At 73.8% G+C, this 2918-nt stretch carries 3 protein-coding genes; 1 reads left to right on the top strand and 2 read right to left on the bottom strand.

The window, feature by feature from the left end; translation table 11 throughout:
• Positions 1-159: 159 nt before the first annotated feature.
• The gene (locus tag AB0M20_RS35655; RefSeq protein WP_364304956.1) at positions 160-1086 is read right to left on the bottom strand and encodes a PaaX family transcriptional regulator C-terminal domain-containing protein; all 927 of its coding nucleotides are present in this window, start codon (positions 1084-1086) and stop codon (positions 160-162) included.
• Positions 1087-1174: 88 nt separating this feature from the next.
• Here AB0M20_RS35655 and AB0M20_RS35650 point away from each other — a divergent pair, with 88 nt between their 5' ends.
• Positions 1175-2521 carry a serine/threonine-protein kinase gene (locus AB0M20_RS35650; RefSeq protein WP_364304954.1) on the top strand — a complete coding sequence of 449 codons (1347 nt, stop codon included), beginning with the start codon at positions 1175-1177 and terminating at the stop codon, positions 2519-2521.
• Positions 2522-2546: 25 nt separating this feature from the next.
• Here the strand turns inward: AB0M20_RS35650 and AB0M20_RS35645 are convergent.
• Positions 2547-2918 (bottom strand): substrate-binding domain-containing protein (locus AB0M20_RS35645; RefSeq protein WP_364304952.1); only part of this gene is annotated, 372 nt, incomplete at its 5' end.

Raw genomic sequence — 2918 nt, 5'->3', positions numbered from 1 at the left:
CGCGATTTGCCCGTCCAGACCGGCCAGCACCTCGGCGGCGCTGACGGTGGCCCCGCGACTGGCCGAGCGCCGCGATGTGGGACAGGGGTGCGCAGACCAGCGCATCGCGCTCCCCGTGCCTCGACATGAGGCGATCCTGTCACCGTCGTCAGCGGAACGTCATCTGTCAAGGATCGTGCCGGAGTCGTGGGACCGGACCAGATCGGCCAGCCCGGCATCGAACTCGGCGACGATCTGCTTGACCCGGAACTCGGCGAGCGGGCCGAGGGTGTCGTAGACCTCGACGAACACATCGCGGGCGTCGCCCCGTGGCCAGTCCGGCGGCAGCAGCTCGGCCGGCAGGCCCGGGTCGAGGTTGGGGAACGTACGCCAGGTGTCCATGATCCCGGACCGGGCGACCAGCGCCTCGGACGCGCCCACCGACCCCTGCCGCACCCGGGTCAGCAGCGGTGTGTACTCGGCCAGGAAGCGGTCGTAGCCGGCCCGCAGCACGCCGAAGTCCCACGCGCTCTGCGGCGGTCGCAGCCCGGGCGCGTCCGGGGCGGAGGCGCGGAAGACGGTCGCGGTGGGCACGGCCAGCTTGGCCAGCGCCGCGCGGGCCGCCTCGACGCCGGCGGTCGGCGAGATCCACAGGCCGTCGTAGAGCGGCGCGAAGCCGAGCCAGCGCAGCTCGGTGCGCAGGCCGTGCCGCAGATCGCGCTGATCCTCGGCGATCGAGAAGGCGGCCAGCGTCCAGAGCCCGTCCCAGGCGCTCTCGCCCAGCCCGAAGGACATGATCCGGCGCCGGCCCTCGGAAAGGACGGCGGAGGCCCGGTCGGTCAGCCGGTAGTAGGTGCGGCGGCCGGCCTTCGACGACTCCAGCAGGTCGCGGCGGGCCAGCCGGCTCAGTGCGGCACGCGCCGCGACGGCGGAGACGCCGAACTCCCCGGCGAGCCGGACCAGTGCCGCGGACGGCAGCCGCTCGGCGCTCGCGAACCAGTAGTCGCCCAGCAGCGTGGTGATCAGATGCTGCGGTGGCGAGCCGGTCTGGAACCGCGGCAGGTGCACCGCGACGGTGCCGGCGTCGAGCGACTCGGTCCGGGTCACCGGCGCAGTATACGTGTGACGCTTCGGTGCACGGCCGTTACGAATTCCGCGAGTGTTGGTACATCGATGTGCCGGGTAGGGTTCGCGCGTGGACGAAGTCTGGCCCGCGCCGGGTACGGTGTTGTCCCTGCGTTACCGGCTGGTCACGCAGCTCTCGTCCGGCGGGATGTCGCAGGTCTGGCGCGCCGAGGACGAGCTGCTCGGTCGCCCGGTCGCGATCAAGCTGCCCACCTCGTCGGCCGAGGTGGTGAAGCAGGCGTTCACCGAGGCCCGCACGACGGCGCGGCTGTCGCACCCGTACATCGCGGCGGTGCACGACTACGGCGAGACCAAGCGCCCCGACTCCTCGCTCGCGCCCTTCGTGGTGATGGAGCTGCTGGACGGGCCGTCGCTCGCCGCCCGGCTCGCGGACGGGCCGTTGAGCTGGCCGGAGGCGGCGCGGATCGGCGCGCAGGTGGCCGAGGGGCTGGCCGCCGCGCACGCCCGGCAGGTGGTGCACCGCGACGTCAAGCCGGGCAACGTGATGCTGACCCCCGGTGGCGCCCGGATCCTCGACTTCGGGATCAGCGCGATGGTCGGCACGCCGGACGACGACGACACCGGCGCGACGTTCGGGACCCCGGCCTACGTGGCGCCGGAACGGCTGGACGGCAAGCCCGCGGAGCCCGCCACCGACGTGTACGGCCTCGGCGTCGTGCTCTTCGAGATGGTCACCGGTGACCCGCCGTACCCGGTGGACACCTGGGAGGAGCTCACCGCGGCGCGCTCGGCCGGGCCCGGTGTGCTGCCGGCCGATCTGCCGCCGGAGTTCCGCGATCTGGTCGAGAGGTGCCTGGACGAGTCGCCCGAGCGGCGGCCGTCCGCGGCCGAGGTGCGTGCGGGGCTGGCCGCGTTCGCCGGAAGCGCAGCCACCGCTCCCCCGCCGCCGCGCGGTTTCACCACCGGCCGCGCGCCGGCCCACACCGTCTCGCTCAGACCGCCCGGCCGCAAACCGTGGGCGGCCCGCGCCGGGGTCGTGGCCGTGCTGCTCGCGGCGGCCGGCGTGGCCGTCGCGATCGGGGGCTCACCGGAGCGGGACGCCGCGGCGCCGCCGCCCGCGGTCCCGTCCCCGGCAGAGACCACCGCCCCCACAGCCACGGCGCCACCGACCACCGCCGCTCCCACGCCGACGGCGGCCGACCTCGGCGCGGCCGTCGACCGGGTCATCTCCGAGGTGGAGGCCGGGCAGGCGGCCGGGCGGATCCGCCCCGACGTCGCGGTCGACCTGCTCAACCTGATCCGCCAGCTGGACCAGGCCGACCCGTCGGAGGTCGCGGAGCGGGTGGAGCAGCTCCAGCAGAAGGTGCGCACCCGGCTGGGCGAGGACGGCCTCACCGCGGAGCAGGCCGACGTTCTCCAGGCCAGACTGACCGAGCTGGGCCGTGTTTCGGCCTGAGCCGGTATGGAAGGCGCGATGGCGGTCATACGCCTTTCTGATGGCTTCGGCGGGATCGGGGACGGCCCGGCACCGGGCGGGGTGGACCGACCGATTCTCCGCGGACGAGTTCGCCGGCCAGAGTCACCACCGAGTGCATCCGGGGCGATGGGTTCGCGGACAGCCGGGCGTGGATGAGGGCAGCGGCCTCGGCGGCGATGTCCGGAGTCGGCTGCGTGATCACGGACAGGCGAGGGCGGGTGACCTGAGCGAGCTCGACGCTGTCGAAGCCGACGAAGGACAGCTCGTCCGGGACGACAACCCCGTACTCGTTGATCGCGATCAGCGCGCCGACGGTGAGCTCGTAGGTGAAACAGATGCAGGCCGTGGGGCGCGACGGCGCGTCCAGCAGCCGTTT

The sequence above is a fragment of the Actinoplanes sp. NPDC051633 genome (assembly GCF_040681735.1).
Taxonomy (GTDB): Bacteria; Actinomycetota; Actinomycetes; order Mycobacteriales; family Micromonosporaceae; genus Actinoplanes.
This window is presented reverse-complemented; position numbering and strand designations above follow the sequence as displayed.